This window comes from Chromobacterium sp. CV08 (assembly GCF_051129845.1).
Classification (GTDB): domain Bacteria; phylum Pseudomonadota; class Gammaproteobacteria; order Burkholderiales; family Chromobacteriaceae; genus Chromobacterium.
On the sequence record NZ_CP150453.1, the window covers coordinates 3,351,025 to 3,370,545 of the forward strand.

At 62.9% G+C, this 19,521-nt stretch carries 21 protein-coding genes; 9 read left to right on the forward strand and 12 right to left on the reverse strand.

Features of this window, described 5'->3' with window-relative positions:
• Positions 1-5 precede the first annotated feature (5 nt).
• Positions 6-836, forward strand: a complete 831-nt coding sequence (locus tag WNM05_RS15550) for an Lrp/AsnC family transcriptional regulator (protein WP_434628478.1) — start codon at positions 6-8, stop codon at positions 834-836.
• 117 nt (positions 837-953) lie between these two features.
• Here WNM05_RS15550 and WNM05_RS15555 read toward each other — a convergent pair whose 3' ends face one another.
• The 7 genes from WNM05_RS15555 to WNM05_RS15585 all read right to left on the reverse strand — a co-directional run bounded on the left by WNM05_RS15555 (position 954) and on the right by WNM05_RS15585 (position 8,736).
• Entirely contained in the window at positions 954-2,207 is a 1,254-nt protein-coding gene (locus WNM05_RS15555) for an ATP-grasp domain-containing protein (RefSeq protein ID WP_434628480.1), read from the reverse strand.
• A gap of 98 nt (positions 2,208-2,305) precedes the next feature.
• A complete protein-coding gene (locus WNM05_RS15560; protein WP_434628483.1) occupies positions 2,306-3,538 on the reverse strand; it encodes an ATP-grasp domain-containing protein in 1,233 nt (410 codons plus the stop codon).
• Between the two features lie 42 nt (positions 3,539-3,580).
• Positions 3,581-4,588, reverse strand: a complete 1,008-nt coding sequence (locus tag WNM05_RS15565; RefSeq protein WP_434628486.1) for a C-terminal binding protein — start codon at positions 4,586-4,588, stop codon at positions 3,581-3,583.
• The gene (locus WNM05_RS15570; protein WP_434628489.1) at positions 4,542-5,774 is read right to left on the reverse strand and encodes an MFS transporter; all 1,233 of its coding nucleotides are present in this window, start codon (positions 5,772-5,774) and stop codon (positions 4,542-4,544) included. Before WNM05_RS15570 ends, WNM05_RS15565 begins: the two co-directional genes overlap by 47 nt.
• Before the next feature lie 41 nt (positions 5,775-5,815).
• Complete coding sequence (locus tag WNM05_RS15575) at positions 5,816-7,270, reverse strand: FAD-binding oxidoreductase (protein ID WP_434628492.1); 1,455 nt, start codon at positions 7,268-7,270, stop codon at positions 5,816-5,818.
• Entirely contained in the window at positions 7,270-7,944 is a 675-nt protein-coding gene (locus WNM05_RS15580) for a fumarylacetoacetate hydrolase family protein (RefSeq protein ID WP_434628495.1), read from the reverse strand. The genes WNM05_RS15575 and WNM05_RS15580 overlap by 1 nt, the downstream gene beginning before the upstream one ends.
• 45 nt (positions 7,945-7,989) lie before the next feature.
• Positions 7,990-8,736 (reverse strand): 2OG-Fe dioxygenase family protein, encoded by a 747-nt coding sequence (locus WNM05_RS15585; RefSeq protein WP_434628498.1) that lies wholly within the window; start codon positions 8,734-8,736, stop codon positions 7,990-7,992.
• 233 nt (positions 8,737-8,969) lie between these two features.
• Between WNM05_RS15585 and WNM05_RS15590 the strand changes: the two genes are divergently transcribed.
• The 3 genes from WNM05_RS15590 to WNM05_RS15600 all read left to right on the forward strand — a co-directional run bounded on the left by WNM05_RS15590 (position 8,970) and on the right by WNM05_RS15600 (position 11,062).
• Complete coding sequence (locus tag WNM05_RS15590; RefSeq protein WP_434628501.1) at positions 8,970-10,004, forward strand: quinone-dependent dihydroorotate dehydrogenase; 1,035 nt, start codon at positions 8,970-8,972, stop codon at positions 10,002-10,004.
• A gap of 21 nt (positions 10,005-10,025) precedes the next feature.
• Positions 10,026-10,487, forward strand: a complete 462-nt coding sequence (locus tag WNM05_RS15595) for a glycine zipper 2TM domain-containing protein (RefSeq protein ID WP_434628504.1) — start codon at positions 10,026-10,028, stop codon at positions 10,485-10,487.
• A 122-nt stretch (positions 10,488-10,609) separates the two neighbouring features.
• Positions 10,610-11,062 (forward strand): MarR family winged helix-turn-helix transcriptional regulator, encoded by a 453-nt coding sequence (locus WNM05_RS15600; protein WP_434628507.1) that lies wholly within the window; start codon positions 10,610-10,612, stop codon positions 11,060-11,062.
• A 16-nt stretch (positions 11,063-11,078) separates the two neighbouring features.
• Here the strand turns inward: WNM05_RS15600 and WNM05_RS15605 are convergent, their stop codons facing one another.
• The 3 genes from WNM05_RS15605 to fur are packed head-to-tail and all read right to left on the reverse strand — an operon-like array spanning position 11,079 to position 12,929.
• A complete protein-coding gene (locus WNM05_RS15605; protein ID WP_434628509.1) occupies positions 11,079-11,813 on the reverse strand; it encodes an arginyltransferase in 735 nt (244 codons plus the stop codon).
• Positions 11,800-12,501 carry a leucyl/phenylalanyl-tRNA--protein transferase gene (aat, locus tag WNM05_RS15610; RefSeq protein ID WP_434628512.1) on the reverse strand — a complete coding sequence of 234 codons (702 nt, stop codon included), beginning with the start codon at positions 12,499-12,501 and terminating at the stop codon, positions 11,800-11,802. The genes WNM05_RS15605 and aat overlap by 14 nt, the downstream gene beginning before the upstream one ends.
• On the reverse strand, positions 12,498-12,929 hold the full coding sequence (gene fur / locus WNM05_RS15615) for a ferric iron uptake transcriptional regulator (RefSeq protein WP_101708866.1): 432 nt from the start codon (positions 12,927-12,929) through the stop codon (positions 12,498-12,500). The genes aat and fur overlap by 4 nt, the downstream gene beginning before the upstream one ends.
• 96 nt (positions 12,930-13,025) lie before the next feature.
• Here fur and WNM05_RS15620 point away from each other — a divergent pair, with 96 nt between their 5' ends.
• From WNM05_RS15620 to WNM05_RS15640, 5 genes are all read left to right on the forward strand, one after another.
• The gene (locus tag WNM05_RS15620; protein WP_434628516.1) at positions 13,026-13,409 is read left to right on the forward strand and encodes an outer membrane protein assembly factor BamE; all 384 of its coding nucleotides are present in this window, start codon (positions 13,026-13,028) and stop codon (positions 13,407-13,409) included.
• A complete protein-coding gene (gene dapB / locus WNM05_RS15625) occupies positions 13,406-14,212 on the forward strand; it encodes a 4-hydroxy-tetrahydrodipicolinate reductase (RefSeq protein WP_434628519.1) in 807 nt (268 codons plus the stop codon). Before WNM05_RS15620 ends, dapB begins: the two co-directional genes overlap by 4 nt.
• A 38-nt stretch (positions 14,213-14,250) precedes the next feature.
• The gene (locus tag WNM05_RS15630) at positions 14,251-15,216 is read left to right on the forward strand and encodes a FecCD family ABC transporter permease (RefSeq protein ID WP_434628522.1); all 966 of its coding nucleotides are present in this window, start codon (positions 14,251-14,253) and stop codon (positions 15,214-15,216) included.
• Positions 15,209-16,009 (forward strand): ATP-binding cassette domain-containing protein, encoded by an 801-nt coding sequence (locus WNM05_RS15635; RefSeq protein ID WP_434628525.1) that lies wholly within the window; start codon positions 15,209-15,211, stop codon positions 16,007-16,009. The genes WNM05_RS15630 and WNM05_RS15635 overlap by 8 nt, the downstream gene beginning before the upstream one ends.
• A gap of 68 nt (positions 16,010-16,077) precedes the next feature.
• Positions 16,078-16,545, forward strand: a complete 468-nt coding sequence (locus tag WNM05_RS15640) for a hypothetical protein (RefSeq protein WP_434628528.1) — start codon at positions 16,078-16,080, stop codon at positions 16,543-16,545.
• 64 nt (positions 16,546-16,609) lie between these two features.
• On the opposite strand, the gene WNM05_RS15645 is transcribed toward WNM05_RS15640, so the two are convergent.
• Positions 16,610-18,151 carry a SpoVR family protein gene (locus tag WNM05_RS15645; RefSeq protein ID WP_434628531.1) on the reverse strand — a complete coding sequence of 514 codons (1,542 nt, stop codon included), beginning with the start codon at positions 18,149-18,151 and terminating at the stop codon, positions 16,610-16,612.
• The gene (locus tag WNM05_RS15650) at positions 18,148-19,428 is read right to left on the reverse strand and encodes a YeaH/YhbH family protein (protein WP_434628534.1); all 1,281 of its coding nucleotides are present in this window, start codon (positions 19,426-19,428) and stop codon (positions 18,148-18,150) included. Before WNM05_RS15650 ends, WNM05_RS15645 begins: the two co-directional genes overlap by 4 nt.
• Positions 19,429-19,521 lie beyond the last annotated feature (93 nt).

A 19,521-nucleotide genomic window follows, 5' to 3' on the forward strand; every position in this document is an offset into this window, starting at 1 on the left:
GCGGGATGCCAGACGAAGGCGCGCGAGCCGTCTCGCGCGCCTCCATCCCCCGCTCCGCGCCCGGAAAAACCGGGCCCAGCCTGCGTCGGCGCCGCGACCGAAAGCGCGGGCCTCGCTCCCCGGCCCTCCCCATGCCTCGGCACGGACAAGGCGGCCGCCGTCTCGATAACCTCGCCTGCCGCTGCCCCGATCCAAAAATCGGCCATCGCGCAATAAGATGCGCGAAAACAGCGGAAACCAGCCACAAAATCATTTTGTTCGATGAAATACTGTCGTCATGTAAACAGAATCTCATCTATAATCACGCCAGCCTTAAAGCAGAGCACATTACCGCCACCGTTATGAATGATTTCCCATCGACGCTCGATAAACACGATATTAAATTACTGGCTATTTTGCAGCGCGACGCTCGACAAACCCAATATGATCTGGCCAAAACCGTGGCGCTCTCTCCCTCCTCCTGCTACAGGAGAGTTCAGCGCCTGCGGGAAATCGGCGCCATCCAGGCCGAAGTCGCCTTGGTCAATCCGGCGGCATTGGGCCAGAGCTTGAAAATGATCATTCATGTCACGCTGGAAAAAGAACAGCAACACCTGAAAGACGCGTTCCGCAACCGAATCTGCGAAGCCGACGAAGTACTGGAGTGCTACAACATCACCGGCGACAGCGATTTCCTGATGATCGTCTCCGTCGCCAGCATGGCCGCATTCAACGCCTTTACCAAACAATATCTGCTATCCGATGCCAATCTGAAGGAATTCAAAACCATGGTGGTATTGGATACTTTCAAATACACCACCGCCCTCCCCGTCCCGCACACCGCGCAAGACAGCTGAACCCGCGGCCGGACGCCCGATCTCCGCTCGCAAGCGCGCAAGACGACGGGCCGGCCTGCGCCGGCATCGCGCAGGCCCTCCCGCTCGCCGGAGCAATCCGCCGCCGGCCTCGCGAGCTCATTCGAAACAGTCGCCCATCTCCCTGACGGTTTCGATATCGCGCCACAGCTGATCGCGCGACTCCGCCTGCAGCTCCAGGACGAAGCAGGAGTAAAAACCTTCCCTGGCCGGCCCGATAGCCTCGCCATCCCGCACCCTGAACTGATGCGTCTTGTAACTGGGCAAGCTTTTCAGCGCCTCAAGGTTTTTCAGGCCCGAGAATTTCTTCTTCGTCCTGGGGAATGGCGTCAGGATGGCGAAATGCCGATCCGACTTCATCGCGCAATCGATTGCCTGCCGTTTCTGCAGATTGTAATACTGGACGTTGAGAGAGATCCCGTGCGTGACTTCAAGCAGATGATTGCGATGGGCGCCCGGCCTGGCCGCGATTTCCAGCAGCTTCGGGCCCTTCTCCGTATAGATGAACTCGACGTGCGCCACGCAAGACCTCAGCCTGAGCGCCATCACGCCGGCCTTGGCCAAGGCATTCGCCTGCTCGCGCTCCTCGCTGCCCAGCCTGGAGGGGCAGCCGCGGTAGAAGTGGTGGAAATCGTTCAGGCCCAGATCCTTGCCCGTTATCACATCGACAATCGGAGTCGAGTGAATCCCGCCCTTTTCGTCGACGATCAAATCCTGGGAATGCAGCGAGCCGCTCAAGAACTCCTCCAGCTGGATTTCCGGGGCTGCGGCGTCATCTTTCCCCAACTTCTCGTAATGCTTCGTCAATGAATCCAGCATCGCGGGAAAGCTGGCATTCAGCTGATCCCAATCCTCGCACTTCTGGACAAACAGACTGGCGGCAAGATTGGTCGGCTTCAGAATCAAGGGAAAGCCGATCTTTTCAACGACCGCCGGCACTTCCTGCAAGGACTTGGCGCGGGCGAACATCGCGGTCGAGTGCTCGCCTATGCAATCGACGAAGGCCTTGTGCATGGCCGTTTTGTTGGTGACATACTGCAATGCCTCTTCGCCGATGCTAGGCAAGCCGAGCGATTTCGTCACCGCCTGGTGATGGGCGACATAGGCCTCTCGCGTATTCAAGACCGCCTCGATGCTCCAATCGCCGGCAATCCTTTCAATCAAGGCAAGCAGATCGGAAGGCGCCTGATGAAAGTCGAATGTTTCCACCAATGCGAATGGATAATGCTCCGGCAGCGCCCCCGCCGAATTCGAATCGGCAATCAGGCCAATCGTCACCCCCTGCGAGAAAAGCGTTTCAAACTCGCCGCCGCGCGCCCCGCCCAACACCAGACATATTTTATTTTGTTGCATGCATCCCACCGTTGAAGCAATGAAAAGAGAAAGTCCGCCACTCGAAAGGCGGCGCAGCCGGCCGCGCCATCGCGGTCCGCGATGACCGGCCCGCTCGCTTACACAATGGAAGGCTTGAGCAAGCCGATCGCATGCTCGACCCGCGACAAGGCTTCGTCAGCGCGATCGCCCTGCGCGATCACCGCGGCCAAGCGGAACTCCCCGTACTTCTTCGGCGGCAAGGTGACGGATGCGCCTTCGCCCCGCTCGATGAACAGTTCCCGAACGCCAGGCGCCGCCAAAGCCTCCTCACGGCCGGACCACGTCTCCAGCACCCCCTCGGTTTCGGCGATCAGGAATTTGACGGAAGCATGCTTGTCGAAGCGCTTGCCCAGATCGACCTGATCACCGATGGCGGCCCGGAAAGCATGGGCGCTGATATCGATGCCCAGCCCCAGCGGCACCAGATGGGTCGTAATGAAATCGCCTCCCAGACGGCCGTTGATCTCGACGATCTTCGGCCCTTCCGCCGTATTCATCAGCTCGACGTGAAAAGCGCCCTGCCTGAACCCTATCGCCTCCAGCGCCCGCGTGGACACGTCGAGCATCGCCGCGCGCGACGCTTCGCTCAGACGCGCCGGGAATAAATGCTGCGTCTCGGTGAAGTTGTCCGTCGTCGTCCACTTCTCGGTAATGCCCGCGATATGGAGCCGGCCAAAGCTGGCGACGCCCTCGACGCTGAATTCATGGCCCTGCATATACTCCTCAGCCAGGAATTCACCTGCGTAGAACTGGAACATCTTGTCATTGGGATCGCTGCTGACCGCCACCATCTGCTCATAGACCGAAGCCAGGTCCTGCTCGCGCTCGACCTTGAAAATGCCCCGGCTGGAACACGCGCCCACCGGCTTGAATATGAACGGGTATTTAACATGCTCCGCCGCCTGGATCAGGTCGGCCAAGGTTTTGACCATTCGAAAACGCGGCTGCGGCACCTGCTTTTCGTCCAGAGCCAGCCGCGTCAAGAACTTGCTGCGAGTCTTCGCAGCGGTGGCTGGCGTGTTTCCCGGCAAGCCGAGGCGTTCCGCGATCAAGGCGCAAGGTTCGACATACCGATCCCACAGCGTGATGACGCCATCGAACTTCTGCTGCCGGTGCTCCCGCTCCAGGACCGCCAGCAGGGCATCGGTATCTTCGGGGTCCACCTCGATGAAACGGTCGACATAGTCGGCGATCTCATCCGACAGCGACTTGGCGGCCAGGGCGATGGACAGACCCATTTCCCTTGCCGTCAGCAAGGTGTTCTTTCTTTTCGGCGTGACGAAATCGATAACCAGGATTTGCTTCTTCACAACGTTGACCTCTTGGAATGTAAATAGCGTAATGACTGAAATTCAGCGATTGACAATAAAATCCGGCCGCAAGCCATCCAGCACGCGTTTGACATTAAGCGCCGCCGCCTGCCTCATTTCTACAGCGGACTCGCTGGAAAAATAGGATTTATGGGGATTTATCAAAATCCGCCCCTTCAGCCAATCCGGCGGCATACGCCAGATATCAATGAAGTCGCAGGGACGCGGAGGCTCCTCGGGCAAGACGTCCAGCATCAAGTGATTCAAATGATTGCTTTGCAGAAATTCCAGAAAAACATCGGGATGCGCCATCGTCGAGCCGCGCGAGGTGTTCACGAGCGAGGCGCCCGGCTTCATCTTCTTCAAGAAGTCCGCGTTGACCAGCTCCATCGTCTCGGGAGTCGCGGGAACATGCAGACTGATGATGTCCGCGTCGCGAACCAGCTCATCCAGGCTATCGCGCCGACCGGCTCCAATCTGCTCCAGCCTGGCCACCTGCTCCGCGCTCAGGAACGGATCGTAATACTCGACCCGATAACCAAGCGCTCTCGCATAGCCGCATACTCGGGAACCGATGCGGCCCGCGCCGATGATGCCGACCGTCGTGCATGAAACCCGCTTGGCGGGCGGCGTGACCGCTTGCTGCCATTTCTCGATATTGCTCTTGGCAAAAAAATCCAAATAAGTGATCCGCCTGGAACAATTCAAAATAAAGGTGATAGCAGTCTGCGCGACTTCCTCCGTGCAATATGCCGGATTATTAGAAACATCTATTCCCTTTGCTTTCGCATACGACAAATCCAGCCTATCATAGCCAACGCCATAACGCTGAACGGCTTTCAAATTGGGGAATTGGTCGATAAAATCCTGATCCACCAATTGGCGCCAAACCATCAATACTTCAGCATTCTTGTCGAACTCCAAACTCACATCATCGCCAAGAATACTGCGCTCGATGTCGGGATTGGTAATTCTGTCTGTTATATATACTCTTGCCATGACGTTAGACACTTTGTTGAATGGTGGTAGAGGCAGCGAGCTGTTCGCCATACAGAGCCACCACTGCCGAGGCAATGGCAGTCATCGAAATAAAAACAAAGAGGGGAACCGGGCCGTAATGCGTCAGCACATATCCGCCGGCGACAGGGCCGATCGCCAGGCCAAGATTACGGAATGTGGAAGCGCCGAAGTACGAACCGCGCAATGAATCAGGCGCCAGGCGCTCAATCAACTCGGTCGCCACCGGAAATACGAACGCTTCGCCGATGCTGATCAGAAAAATGGCCGCGAAGAGGAAAAAAACAGACCATGTCTGCAAAGTCATCAGCATCATGCCCAAGGCAAAAATCACGCTGCCGGCAAGCAAGCTCATATTGAGCCCGATTTTTCGGCCAATTGCGTAAACCGGCGCATGAAACACGATGACGGTCAATCCATTCGCGGTCAGCATGTAGGAAAAGTATTTGACGCCATCGGCGAACTGGCTGACCAATACTTGCGAGATCGTGCTTTCCAGCTGGCTATAGCAAAGATTGAACAAAAGCCCGCTCAGTATCAGGTATTGCAAACGCCTGTCGCCGGCCAACACCCGGCAAGACTCCTTAAAGCTGCTTCTTTTCACGGCAACCGTCGATTCGGTCCGGCTTTGCCGTATGAAAACAGCCGTCAGGATCAATGCGTAGCAAAGATAAAAATAACTGGTATGCAGAAAATTCGTCCGCGAGGCATTGGCGCCCAACCACCCCCCGATCACGGGCCCCAGTGCCGCGCCGACATTGATGGAAAAATACCTGAGCTGATAGATTTTCCCTTTCAATCCTGCGGGACTCAAATCACCCATCAATGCCGCACTGACCGGGTGAAACAAACTGGAAAACAAGCCGCAGCAAGCATTCAGCAAGGAAAAAAGCATCAATCTCACGCTGATGTCCGCCTGCCCTGCTGCCAAGTAGAAGCCAAAGAATATCAATGACAACATGAAAAGGGATGAGAAAAGCATTGCTTTCCGACCGATGATATCCGACAGCTGCCCTCCAAAAAAACCGCCCAATAAGGAGGCCAACGGGGACAGGGCGACTATCATGCCGACCTGCAATGAATTCAACTGGCTATTCTTCACCAAAAACACGGCGATAAAGGGAATAGTCATGAAATTGGCGGCCTTGATTGCAGCAGCGCCAAACAGCAATACCCAGATTTCTTTTCTGATTTTTTCGGCGGAACCCGTCACAGTCATAAAGTTCACTCGCTTAAGGTGTGGCTCTCAAAACGCATTGCTCAAGATTCGTCGCCACAAGCTTTATCAAACGGTCTCAGTCCGATCACTTTTCCCGGATTGAACAGACCCTCAGGGTCAAGGCTGTTTTTGACGGCGGACATCAGATTCAGCTCAACGGCTGAACGATAGCGCGCCAGATCCCCTACCTTGGTCTGCCCGATACCATGTTCCGCGCTGAAACTGCCGTGCCTGGCCGCCACTTCCTCATATATCAGCCGCTCGATCTCCGGCTGCCAGGCTTGCAGCTTCTCAGCGGTGACGCCGGGGGCGGCATTCAGGTTGTAATGCAGATTCCCATCGCCCATATGGCCGAAATTGACGATTCGCAAGCCCGGGAATTTAGAATGCAACGCGGCATCCATCTGATCGACGAATTCCGGAATGGCGGCAATCGGCAATGAAATATCATGCTTGAGATGCGGCCCGGCCCGCAGTTGCGCCTCGGTGATCGACTCGCGCCAGAACCACAGGGCCGCGGCCTGCGCATCCGATTTGGCGACCACCGCGTCCGCCACTCCGCAATCGTCCCAGACGCGCGCCAGGCATTGCTCAAACGCATCCGAGCGATGATGTCCGGTCCAGCCGGCCTCGATGAGCACATAAGCCGGATGGTCCGATGCCAGCGGAAACGACCGGTCCGGAAATTGCTCGCAGACTAGTCGGACGCTTTGCTCGCCGATCAGCTCGAACGCCGTCAGCGGCAAATCCTCCCGCGTCTGCAAGGCCTTGAGCAGATTCAGCGCCGCTGCGCAGGAAGGCAGGGCCAACAATGCCGTGTCCACTTGGCGCAACGGCGGAAACAGCTTCAGCGCCGCGGCGGTGACGATGCCCAGCGTGCCTTCCGAGCCGATGAACAGCTGCTTCAGGTCGTAGCCGGTATTGTCCTTGCGCAATGAGCGCAAGCCGTGCCAGATTTCCCCGGACGGCAAGACGACCTCCAGTCCTAGCACCAGGTCGCGCATATTGCCGTAGCGCAACACGGCGTTGCCGCCGGCATTCGTCGCGATATTCCCGCCTATCGTGCACGACCCCTCCGCCCCCAGGCTGAGCGGAAACAGCCTGCCGGCGCCGTCGGCCGCATGCTGGACCTCCTGCAGCAAGGCGCCCGCCTCGGCGATCAGCGAGTCCGTCAGCGGGTCTATCCGGCGAATTCGGTTCATGCGGCGCAGCGACAGGATCAATTGCCTGCCGCCGCCGTCGCGGATCGGCACCGCGCCGGCGCACAAACCGGTATTGCCGCCCTGGGCGACAATGGCGATGCGATGCTCGGCGCAATATGCGACCAGACGGCTGACCTCCTCCACCGTCGCCGGAAGCGCCACGCCCAATGCGTGGCCGAAACGGCGGCCGCGCCAGTCGGTCTCATAGCCCCGCCGGTCTTCGGCCCGGTCCAGGCAATGGCAGATGGCCCGCACGCCCTCGAGCAGCATTGCGTCTGTTTGCGGCTGCGCCATCAAGCGTCTCCCCCCGTTCCACCCGCCACCACGAACTCCGCCTGCAGCTTGTCCTCCAGGCGGAGAGACAGGCGGTCGCCCGGATGCAGCCTGCCGACGCCTTCCGGCGTGCCGGTGAAAATCAGATCGCCGGGGCTCAGGGTGAACTTCTCGCTCAGGTAGGCGATCAATTCGCCCAGATCGAACAGCATCAACTCGGTCCGGCCCGATTGGCGAAGCTGTCCATTGATGCTGAGGCTGAAGCGGCAACGATTCGGCTCGGGCAGTTCCGCCGCGGCGATGAAGCGGGACAGGCAAGCCGACTGATCGAAACCCTTGCTCAAGGTCCAGGGCAGCCCGCGCGCCTTGGCCTCGTTCTGGCGGTCCCGCGCGGTCAGGTCCAGGCCCAAGCCGTAGCCGGCCACATGATCCAGCGCCTTCTCCTTGGCGATGCGCTTCCCTCCCCGGCCGATCAACACAAGCAATTCGGCCTCGTAATGCACATCGTCCGTCCATTCCGGCAACTGGATGGGTCGCCCCTCCGGGCTCAGCGCGGAACGGGGCTTCAGAAACACGACGGGCTCGAGCTCCTCCCGATTGCCAAGCTCCCTGACATGGGCGGCGTAGTTCCGCCCTATGCAGAAAATGTTTGCCACGCCCATCGCCGTGCCGTCCAACATTTGAATCTCATTCATCCCGCTTCCTTGCAGCACAGGCTATTCGTCCAAGCGATTCGCGAATCAATCGTTGAGGAAGTTGTAATCGATCACCAGGAGATCCCGATAGGCGGGCTTGTCCGGATCGATGGCATGGATGGGCGTCACCCCGTGCTTCAGCAGGTAGTCGGCGACGAACAGGCTGTCCAGCGGCTGCTCCAGCGTCAGTTCCGCCAGCTTCTCGCCGTCGTCGGCATAAACGCTGGACACGCCGCCGCCGATGTTTTCCCGGCCGACCAGATGCATGCTGATGAATTGGTGGCCGTCCCGATGTATGCCCTCCGGCGTGGGGAGACCCACGGCGTCGCCGCTGGCGCTGATGCGGAATTGATGCAGGGTGATGTCCCAACGATCGCTGCGCACCCCGAAAGCGGCGCAGAAATGCTCCAGGGAGTTGGCGATGATGTAGTGCAGCAGCTTGTTGTGATAGGTCAGATCGTGCAGCGGCGCGAAAACGCGCTCAAAACCGCCGGCATAGCCGTTGATGCTCTTGCTTTGGAAAAACTGCGTGCTGCTCGTCGGATCGATATGGCCGTTGATGTCCCGGTAGACGAAACGGCCGATGCGCCGCTGACGGAAGGTCGCGCCATCCTTCAGGTAGGGATCCAGGGGCAAGTCGCTCCAACTGCGCGCGAACGCCCCCCAGCAGCGGGCGATAGACGCCGGCACCGGCCAGTCGCTTCCCGGCAGAAACTGGTAACCCTTTTCCCCGAGCTCTTGGACATCCAGCCCTAAGTTGAATATTTTTGACTTTAATGTGGAGTGGCTCATCACTAAGTTTCTATGAGGTCGGACTATCAAGGACAGACTATGCTAGTACATAGGCATAATTTTTTCATGCAACCAACTAAGACCATTTGCATATTTAATGCAAATGGAGCCAAACCCGGCCCATCCGCCGCGCGGTCCCGGTGAATCCGCCCGCCGCCGTCCATGCAAGGCCCGCCGACACGGGGCCGATCCCCGGCTATAATCGCGGACGGTTCGTCGTCTGGAGTTTGTCCATGTTCTACCCCTTGTTGCGCCCGCTGCTGTTCAAGTTCGCCGCGGAAACCGCCCACGAACACACATTGAAGATGCTGGATCGCGCGCACCGGCTGCGCCTGACTCCGCTGGCGGCCGGCCGCGCCGTCCGCCATCCGCTGCAGGTGATGGGCCTGAACTTCCCCAATCCGGTCGGCCTGGCCGCCGGCCTGGACAAGAACGGCGCCCACATCGACGCGCTGGCCGCGCTGGGCTTCGGCTTCATCGAGATCGGCACCGTCACGCCGCTGCCGCAGGACGGCAATCCGAAGCCGCGGCTGTTCCGCCTGCCCGAGCACGAGGCCATCATCAACCGGATGGGCTTCAACAACGACGGCGTGCAAGCGCTGCTGGCAAACGTCGGCCGCAGCCGCTTCGACGGCGTGCTGGGCATCAATATCGGCAAGAACGCCATCACGCCGCTGGACCGGGCCGTCGACGACTATCTGGCCTGCCTGGACCAGGTCTACGCCGCCGCCAGCTACGTCGCCGTCAACATCTCCTCGCCCAACACCAAGAATCTGCGCCAGTTGCAGCAGGGCGACGAGCTGGGCCGCCTGCTGGCGGCGCTGAAGCAGCGCCAGCAGGCGCTGGCCGACCTGCACGGCCGCTACGTGCCGCTGGCGGTGAAGATCGCGCCCGACCTCGACGACGAGCAGATCGCCGAAATCGCCAGGCTGCTGACCGAGCACGCCATCGACGGCGTCATCGCCACCAACACCACGCTGTCCCGCCACGAGATCGCCGGCCATCCGCTGGCCGACGAGGCCGGCGGCCTGTCCGGCGCCCCGGTGCGCAGCCGCTCCACCGCGCTGATAGGCAAGCTGGCCAAGGAACTTGACGGGGCGCTCCCTGTCATAGGGGTTGGCGGCATCCTGTCCGGCCAAGACGCCATCGAAAAACTGGATGCCGGCGCCAGCCTGGTGCAGCTGTACAGCGGCCTGATCTATCGCGGGCCGGAACTGGTCGGCGAATGCGCCCGGGCTGTGGCACAACACTTAAAAGCTCGCAACTAAGTCATGAATGGAGCAGGAAAAATGATTTCTCCCATCAGCCGCATCGCCGCAATCGGCCTGCTGAGCGTCGGCGTGCTCGCCGGTTGCTCGACCTCGGACTCCGCCGCCGTCTACTCCAAGGGACAGATGCGCCAGGCGCAGACCGTGAATCTCGGCACCGTGCTGTCGGTACAGAACGTGAAAATGGAAGGCCAGAACAATGAACTGCTGACGCTGGGCGGCGCCGCGCTGGGCGGCCTGGCCGGCAGCAATATCGGCGGCGGCAAGGGACAGATCGCCGGCGGCATCGTCGGCGCGCTGGCCGGCGGCTTCGGCGCCCAGGCCGCGCAGCGCGCGATGAGCAAGAACGCGCTGGAAATCACCGTCAAGCTCGACAGCGGCCGCACCGTCTCCGTCGTGCAGGAAGCCGATATCCCCTTCGTCGTCAACCAGCGCGTCAAGCTGCTGAGCGGCGGCGGCAACGACCGCGTCGTGCCGTACTAAAGAGCCCGCCGATGATCTGCGGCCTGCCCCGGCCGGCCTTCCGAAGATCGTGAATCGGCTCTGAATCCCTTCCGGGCGCGCCGCTCCTCCGCGGCGCCGCCTCCGCCGAACGGGAGAAAAACTTGCCAAGCCATCCGCTTCCCGCCTCCAGCGACAGTTTCTGCCTGCGACTGCAACGCGCCGCCCGCCTATGGCGCCAGGTGGCCGACGAGGAATTGAAGAAATACGGCCTGTCCGAAGCCACCACCACGCCGCTGTGGCTGATCGGCCGTCTGGGGGAAGGATTGCGCCAGTGCGCGCTGGCGGAGCACCTCGGCATCGAGGGACAGTCGCTGGTCAGGCTGATCGACCATCTGGAACACTCCGGGCTGGTGGTTCGCCGCGACGACCCGACCGACCGGCGCGCCAAGATGCTGATGCTGACCGAGTCCGGCAAGACGATGGCGACCCGTGTCGACCAGGTGGTGCGCGAGATACGCGACCGGCTGCTGCAGGACGTCAGCGCCGAGGAATTGCGCGTCACCGACATGACGCTGGACGCGATCGCCCGCGCCGCCGGCAAGATCCGGGAATGAGACGCCGCGCCGGCCGTCAGCCCGGACCGTCGGGCAGCGTCTGCCAGCGGCCGCCATGCAGCATCTGCAGCGGCCGGTAGCCGGACTTGTACGCCATCTTGCGGCAATCGGCTATCCAATAGCCCAGATAGACGTAGCCCAGACCCATGCTACGCGCCTGCTCCACCTGCCACAGCACGTTGTACACCCCCAGGCTCATCTGCGCGTCCGCCGGATCGTAGAAGGTGTAGACCGCCGACAGGCCGTCCGCCAGCCGGTCCACCAGGCTGACCATCTTCAATTCGCCGTCCAGGCGGAATTCGGCCAGATGGCTGTCGACGCCGCTTTTCAGGATGAACTCGGAATACTGCTGCGCGTCGTCGTCGGACATGCCGCCGCCGGCGTGCCGCGTCTGCTGGTAGAGGCGGTACAGCGCGTAATGCTCGGCGTCGAAGGCCAGCGGCAGCCAGCGCGCCTCCAGCGCCTCGCCCCGCCGCCACACCTTGCGCTGCGTGCGGCTGGGCCGGAACTGCTCCACCGGCAGCCGCACCGGAATGCAGGCCTGGCAGGCGTCGCAATACGGACGATAGGTATACAGGCCGCTGCGGCGGAAACCCAGCCTCACCAGCTGGCTGTACACGCCGCTGTCTATCGCCTCGGCCGGGATGGCCACCTGGGAGCGCGCCTGCCGGCCCGTCAGATAGCTGCAAGGATACGGCGCCGTGGCGTAGAAATGGATCGCGGCCGTCTGGCCGGCTTCACGGTGACTCATGGCGGTAATGATAATCCCACATCTGGCTGGGCTGCGGTTGCCGGATATTTTTCTTCAGAGTAGCAAGAAAAAGCTCGCGCGGCACCAGGCGGGCGCCGAGGCTGGCCAGATGCGAGGTGTGCATCTGGCAATCGATCATTTCGACGCCCTGCTCCGCCAGATGGCGCACCATGTGGACGAAGGCCAGCTTGGAGGCGTCGCGGCGCAGCGAGAACATCGACTCGCCGTAGAACATCCGGCCGATGGACACGCCGTACAGGCCGCCGACCAGTTCGCCGTCGATCCAGGTCTCGAAACTGTGCGCGTGGCCCTGAACGTGCAACCGGCAATAGGCCGCCACCATCTCAGGCACGATCCAGGTGCCGTCCTGGCCCGGCCGCGGTTCGGAACAGGCGCGCATCACGTCGGGGAAGGCGCTGTCGACACGGATCTGGTAATCGAGATTGCGCAGCGTCTTGGCCAGCGAGCGGCTGACCTTCAGCTCGGGGGGAAACAGCACCATCCGCGGCGCCGGCGACCACCACAATATCGGCTCGCCGGCGGAAAACCACGGGAAGATGCCTTCCGAATAGGCGGCGAGGATGCGCCGCGGCGACAGATCGCCGCCTGCGGCCAGCAGGCCGTTGGGATGACTCAGCGCCTGCGCCACCGGGGGGAAGACAGGCTCGGGACCGAGCCAGGGGATCATCCGCGTCGGCCGCTCTTGCCCAGGCAGTCGGAGCACTCGCCGTACATGTACAGCGCGTGCTCGGTGATGCGGAAGCCGTGCTGTTCGGCGATGCGGTCCTGCAGCGCCTCGATTTCGGCGTCGAAGAACTCCACCACCTTGCCGCAGCTGACGCACACCATGTGGTCGTGGTGGCCGCCCTGGTTCAGCTCGTACACCGCCTTGCCGGTCTCGAAATGGTGGCGCACCAGGATGCCGGCCTGCTCGAACTGGGTCAGCACGCGGTAAATGGTGGCGAGTCCGATATCGATGTTCTCCGCAAGCAGCTTGCGGTAAACGTCTTCCGCCGACATGTGGCCGGAGTCGGCCTCCTCGAACAGATCGAGGATTTTCAGGCGGGGACCGGTGGCTTTCAGGCCGATATCTTTGAGGTGACTGGCTTTGCTCATCGTGATATAAAGTGTGTCGATTTTCGAATCATGATAAAGCCTTTTGACGGCTTTGCCTAATTACAGCCTCATAAACACTGAGTCAATCGGAGTATCATGCGCGCCCTGATTTTCGCCGCCGTCATCGCCGTCTCCGGCTGCAGTTCCTACAACCCGCTGGACTGGAGCCACAAGGTGGAAGTCCAGCAGGGCAATTACGTCACCCAGGACGCCGTCGCCAAGCTGAAACCGGGCATGACCCGCGCCCAGGTGCGCTTCCTGCTGGGCACGCCGCTGTTGACCGACGCCTTCCACGCCGACCGCTGGGACTACAAGTATAGCGATATCAAGCAAGGAAAGTCCGACCCGTCCAGCAACAAGCTGCTGACCGTCTATTTCAACGGCGACGCGCTGGACCGCGTCGAAGGCAACGCCCAGCCGGCGCCGGCGCCGAAGCAGCTGGACGCCTCCGCCCCGGCCCAGGACGCGAAGAAGCCATGAAACCGCAGAATATCGTCATCGTAGGCGCCTCCGGCCGCATGGGCCGCGTGCTGATCGAGTCGGTGCTGAATGCGCCGGGCGCCCGCCTGCATGCCGCAATAGACCGCGCCGACTCCGGCTTCATCGGCCAGGACGCCGGCCTCTTCTGCGGCCGCAGCAGCGGCGTCGCCATCGCCTCCGACTTCATCGCGGCGCTGGACGGCGCCGACGTCGTCATCGACTTCACCCGCCCCGAAGGCACGCTGGAGCATATGCTGGCCTGCGTCGAGCGCAAGGTGAAGATGGTGATCGGCACCACCGGTTTCGACGACGCCGGCAAGTCGGCCATCGCCGCCGCCGCCGGACAGATCGGCATCGTGTTCGCGTCCAACTTCAGCGTAGGCGTCAACCTGACCTTCAAACTGCTGGACATGGCCGCCCGCGTGCTGAACGACGGCTACGACATCGAGATCGTCGAGACCCACCACCGCTTCAAGGTCGACGCGCCGTCCGGCACCGCGCTGCGCATGGGCGAAGTGATCGCCGACGCGCTCGGCCGCGATCTGAAGCAATGCGCGGTCTACGGCCGCGAAGGCGTCACCGGCGAACGCGCTCCGGACACCATAGGCTTCGCCACCGTGCGCGGCGGCGACGTCGTCGGCGACCACACCGCGCTGTTCGCCGCGCTCGGCGAGCGGGTGGAAATCAGCCACAAGGCCTCCAGCCGCGCCACCTTCGCCAACGGCGCGGTGCGCGCCGCGCGCTGGCTGTCCGACAAACCGCACGGCCTGTTCGACATGCAGGACGTGCTCGGCCTGCACTGATCCCGCCGGAGGGGCCGTCCGGCTCCTCCGCCGCCGCCATGCGCGCGCTCACGCTGATTCCCGTCCTGTTGTCGCTGCTCGGCGCCACCGCCGTCGCCTCGCTGTCGCATCACAGCGGTCTGCACATCGCCAGCCTGCTGCGCCTCGATCCGCAACCTCCGCTGGAATGGCAGTTGCTGCTGCAGCTTCGGCTGCCCCGGCTGCTGGCCGCCGCCTGCGCCGGCGCGCTGCTGTCCAGCGCCGGCGCCGCGGTGCAGGCGCGCTTTCGCAATGCGCTGGCCGAGCCGGGCCTGATCGGCATCAACAGCGGCGCGGCGCTGGCCGCCGCGTTGGCGCTGAGCCTGGGCGCCGGCCTGTACGGCGTGGCGGCCGCGGGCTTCTGCGGCGGCCTGGCCGCCTTGCTGCTGGTCCGGCTGCTGGGCAGCGACGCCGACGGCAACCGGCTGATTCTCAGCGGCCTCGCGGTCAGCACCCTGCTCGGCAGCCTGCTGACGCTATTGATCACCACGCTGCCCGACGGCTCCTTGCGGGTGGTGACCTTCTGGCTGATGGGCAGTTTCGCCAGCGTCGAGTGGCCGCAGGCGCTGATCCTGCTGCTGGCCTGCCCGCTGATCTGGCTGGCGCTGTTCCGCCAGTGGCGCTTCCTCAACGCGCTGCAGCTCGGCGAGAGCGCCGCCTTCCACCTCGGTTTCGAAGTGCGCCGCCGCGAATGGCTGATCGTGCTGCTGGCGGCGTTGGCCGCCGGCCTGGTGGTGTCCGGCTGCGGCATGATCGGTTTCGTCGGCCTGATGGCGCCGCATCTGGCGCGCCAGCTGGTCGGCAGCGACTCGCGCCGCTTGCTGGCCGTCGCGCCGCTGCTCGGCGCCTGGCTGACCGTGGTCGCCGACTGGCTGGCCGGCGGCCTGCTGTCGCCGGCCGAGTTGCCGGTCGGCGTGATCACCAGCCTGCTCGGCGCGCCGTTCTTCCTGTGGCTGCTGCGCCGCCAGGGGAGCAGACATGCTTGAGGCCCGCGGACTCGGCTTCAGCCGCGGCGGTCGCCGCCTGCTGGACGGCATAGACCTGACGCTGCGGACCGGCGAGCTTCTGGCGGTGCTCGGCCCCAACGGCGCAGGCAAGAGCAGTCTGCTGCATCTGCTGTCCGGCCTGTGGCGGCCCGACCGCGGCGAAATCCTGCTGGCCGGCGCGCCGCTGGCCGGCATGGGCAGCCGGGAGCTGGCCGGATGGCGCGCGGTGGTGGAACAGCAGCCGGTCGCGCCCGCCGGCTGGACCGGCGAGGAGCTGGTCGCGGCGGGCGCCTATCTGCACGCGTCCGCCGGCCCCGAACGGATACGCCCGGCCGTCCGCCTCGCGCTGGAACGCGCCGGCGCCGCCGGGCTGGAGCGGCGGCGGCTGACCGAGCTGTCCGGCGGCGAGCGGCAGCGGCTGCAACTGGCGCGCGCGCTCTGCCAGCTGTTGCTGTCGGAGCGACCCGAGCGCTATCTGCTGCTGGACGAGCCGACGGCGGCGCAGGACTTCGCGATGGCCGACGCGCTGATGGCCGGAGCCCGGACGCTGGCACGCGAACTGGACATCGGCGTGCTGGCGGTCGTGCACGACCTGAATCTGGCGGTTCGCCACGCCGACCGCGTGCTGCTGATGAACGATGGCCGCTCGGCCGGTTGCGGCGGCAATGCGGAAATGATGCGGCGCGAACGGCTGGAGGCGGTGTACGGCGTGCGGCTGGCCGAGCTCGGCCATCCCGAGCAACCGTGGCGCGCCTTCATCCCGCTGCCGGACGATCCGCCGCCAAGCCCCTGATCCGTATTGCATTCCACCGGCAAACCTGCCATTCTGACCTCCTCGTCCCTGTGACCGGAAGCTCGAATATGCCGCTGCTTGCCGCCCTGCAATCCCTCCCCAGCCAGTTCTGTGGCGAGGGCATCAACCACGAGGATCAGACCTTCACCGGCTGCCTGCACTGGCAGGCCCTGCCCGGCCAGCGCGCGCTGATGCTGCATTACACCGCCAGCGGCACCGACGGCGAGATCCTGCACCGGGAAGCGACGCTGCTGGGCTATCTGCCGGACGGCACGCTGTGCCTGTGGCCGGTGATGGACGAACTGCCCTTCGTGCTGGCGCACCCGGCGGTGCGGCAGGCCGAAGGCGGCCACGGCGTGCTGGAAGTCGTGTTCGCCAGCGCCCCTCGCAGCCTCAGCGAGCAGTTCCGCCAGGAAATCACGATACGGCTGGAGGCCAATGGCCAGCTGCTGTATTCGCACGGCTGGGGCATGCCGGACAGCGCCTTCGAGGAACGCTCGCGCTGCACGCTGGCGCCGGTGGCCGGCACCGCCTGAGCATCGCCAAGACATAAAAAAACAGGCGTTTCCGCCTGTTTTTTTTCCCGCAAGCACCGCCGCCTCAGGCCGTTTCCGTGTCGCGCGCCGCCTGCGTCTCGTACAGCTGCTTGACCTCGCCGTCGCTGTCGACGCTCTCCAGCCTGACATCGAAGCCCCACAGCCGGCACACATGCTTCAACACCTCCTGCGCGCTCTGATCCTCCAGCGGCCGGCGGTTGTGCATCGTGTGGCGCAGCGTCAGGCTGCGGTCGCCGCGCATATTGACCGACCAGACCTGGATGTTCGGCTCCCTGGAACCGAGGTTGTACTGCTCGGCCAGCTTGGCGCGGATGTCGCGATAGCCTTCCTCGTCGTGGATGCAGGAGACTTCCAGCTTGTCGTCCCTATCGTCGTCGCGGATCGCGAAGAAGCGGAAATCGCGTATCAGCTTCGGCGACAGGTACTGGGAGATGAAGCTCTCGTCCTTGAAGTTGCGCATCGCGAACTCCAGCGATTCGCGCCAGTCGCCGCCGGCCAGGTCCGGGAACCAGGCGCGATCCTCGTCCGTCGGCTCCTGGCAGATGCGCTTGATGTCCTGGTACATCGCGAAACCCAGCGCGTACGGATTGATGCCGTTGTACCAGCGCGCCGTCACCGGCGGCTGCGTCACCACATTGGTGTGGCTCTGCAGGAATTCCAGCATATAGCCGTCGGTGATCAGGCCCTTGTCGTACAGGCGGTTCATGATGGTGTAGTGCCAGAACGTCGCCCAGCCCTCGTTCATCACCTGGGTCTGGCGCTGCGGATAGAAGTACTGCGCCACCTTGCGCACGATGCGGACGATCTCGCGCTGCCACGGCTCCAGCAGCGGCGCCGACTTCTCGATGAAGTACAGCAGGTTTTCCTGCGGCTCGGCCGGGAAGCGCGGCGCGGCCTTGCCGGCATCGTCCTTGTCGCGCTTCGGTATCGTCCGCCACAGGTCGTTGACCTGCATCTGCAGGTATTGCTCGCGCTCCTCCTGGCGGGCCTGCTCCTTGGCCAGCGACAGCTTCTGCGGCCGCTTGTAGCGGTCGACGCCGTAGTTCATCAAGGCGTGGCAGGAATCCAGCAGCTCCTCGACCTCGTCTATGCCGTAGCGCTCCTCGCACTTCATGATGTAGCTCTTGGCGAACACCAGGTAGTCGATGATGGCCGAGGCGTCGGTCCACGAGCGGAACAGGTAGTTGCCCTTGAAGAAGCTGTTGTGGCCGTAGGCGGCGTGGGCGATCACCAGCGCCTGCATCATCATCGAGTTCTCTTCCATCAGATAGGCGATGCAGGGATTGGAATTGATGACGATCTCGTAGGCCAGCCCCATCTGGCCGCGCTTGTAGCTCTTCTCGGTGGAGACGAAGTGCTTGCCGTAGCTCCAGTGATGGTAGTTGACCGGCATGCCCACCGAGGCGTAGGCGTCCATCATCTGCTCGGCGGTGATGATCTCCAGCTGATTGGGATAGACGTCGAGCTTGAACTCGTCCACCGCGATCGCGCGGATGGCCCTGTCGTACTCGTCGACCAGATCGAAGGTCCATTCGGACCCGGTGGAAATCGGCGCCGCGGCCTCCCCCTTGCGTGTCCGTTTCATGCCGTCACCCTGCTGTTGGCCGGCTGCCGCTTGAACAACTCGCGGAACACCGGATAGATGTCGGAAGCCGAGCGTATCTTCTGCATCGCGAACTGCGGGCACTGGGCCTTGACCTTCAGGTACTCGTACCAAAGGTTCTGCGGCTCGCCCTCGGTGATCTCGATGTAGGCGAAGTACTGGCAGTACGGCAGCAGATTGTCCTCGAGGATGCGGCCGCAGTTGGCCGAATCGCTGTCCCAGTTGTCGCCGTCGGACGCCTGGGCCGCGTAGATGTTCCATTCGCTGCTGGCGTAGCGCTTCTTGATGACGTCGCTCATCAGGTTCAGCGCCGACGACACCACGGTGCCGCCGCTCTCGCGGGAGTGGAAGAAGTCCTGCTCGTTGACCTCCACCGCGCTGGTATGGTGGCGGATGAACACGACTTCGATCTTCTCGTAATTGCGCTGCAGGAACATGTACAGCAGGATGAAGAAGCGCTTGGCCATGTCCTTCTTCTGCTCGTCCATCGAGCCGGACACGTCCATGATGCAGAACATCACCGCCTGGCTGGTCGGCTTCGGCTGCTTGACGCGGTTGTTGTAGCGCAGGTCGAACGGATCGATCCACGGAATGCTGGCGATGCGCTCGCGCAGGCCGTGTATGCGCTGCCGCTTCTCGCGGATTTCCAGCGCATTGTCCTCGTCCGACTCCATCAGCGAGTCGAGTTCCTCCTCGGCGTCGTCCAGCGTCGCCATCGTCGGCGCCGCCATCGCCACCCGGCGCGCCAGCGCGCCGCGCAGCGAGCGCACGATGTTGATGTTGGCCGGCGTGCCGTCGTTGGTGTAGCCGGCCCGGACCGTCTTCAACTCCTCGATGCCCATCAGCTGGGTCTTGATCAGATTCGGCAGCGCCAGGTCGTCGAAGAACACGTTCATGAATTCCTCGCGCGACAGCTGGAACACGAAATCGTCCTCGCCCTCGCCGTCCTGGCTGGCCTTGCTGCCGCCGCCGCCGGCGCCGCCCTGCGGCCGCGGCATCCTGTCGCCCTTGACGAACTCCTCGTTGCCCGGATGGATGTTCTCCCACACCCCGCCCTTGCCGTGATGGAAGGAGGGCTCGGAAATGTCCTTTACCGGAATCGATACCTTTTCCCCGCTTTCGATATCGGTAATGCTCCGCCCCTTGATCGCCTTGGAGACGGCTTCCTTGATTTGCGCCTTGAAACGGCGAAGAAAGCGCTCGCGATTGACCGCCGACTTGTTCTTGCCGTTGAGGCGTCTGTCTATGATGTGGGACATAGCCACCTCTCTGGCGCGCCGACCCGCCCGCCCCGCGAGGCGGTGCCGGGTCTTGCGCGCGGTTGTGTCTCCTGTCGCCCGGCCGCGGCGGCC